This window comes from Streptomyces doebereineriae (genome assembly GCF_031845645.1).
Taxonomy (GTDB): Bacteria; Actinomycetota; Actinomycetes; order Streptomycetales; family Streptomycetaceae; genus Streptomyces; species Streptomyces canus.
Genome location: NZ_JAVREZ010000221.1, coordinates 1 through 467, shown reverse-complemented (window position 1 = coordinate 467; position 467 = coordinate 1). Strand labels below are relative to the sequence as shown.

General features: G+C 61.5%; 1 protein-coding gene. It reads right to left on the bottom strand.

The genetic code is table 11. The annotated features are described in order from the left end of the window. Positions 1-55: 55 nt before the first annotated feature. Positions 56-467 (bottom strand): recombination directionality factor (locus tag RNB18_RS51565; RefSeq protein ID WP_449657661.1); only part of this gene is annotated, 412 nt, incomplete at its 5' end.

The window sequence follows — 467 nt, the reverse complement described above, 5'->3', positions numbered from 1 at the left end:
CTCAGGGGCTCCGGAGCTATGCGGCCCCGGAGCCCCGTCCGTCCGTCGGCTAGAGCTACTTGGACGGCTCCGCCACGGCGTCGCTCCAGGACTTGAGAACCTTTACGACCGGCTTGAAATACGAAACATCCCGACCCTTCTTCGTGGTGTACTCCACCAGTTCGATGGAAAGTTCCGCGAGGGCTTCACCGCCCACCTTGTCCAACGCATTGCCGATCTCGTGCAGCGTCTCGGCGAGCTTCCAAGAGGAAGTCTGGAAACGGAAAATTCCCAGGTCGTAGTCCTCGGCGAGCCGGAACAGAATGGAAATGCTCGGACCCGGACCCCGCTTCGCCTTCCAAGCAGCCTTGCGGTCCTCCATCAGCCGGGGGCAACCGCACGCAATGCCCTTGTCCGACTCCGGGGAAAGGAACTCCACCCCGTCACAGTGGTGGATAAGGACGTTGCCGTTCCACAGCTTCATGTCC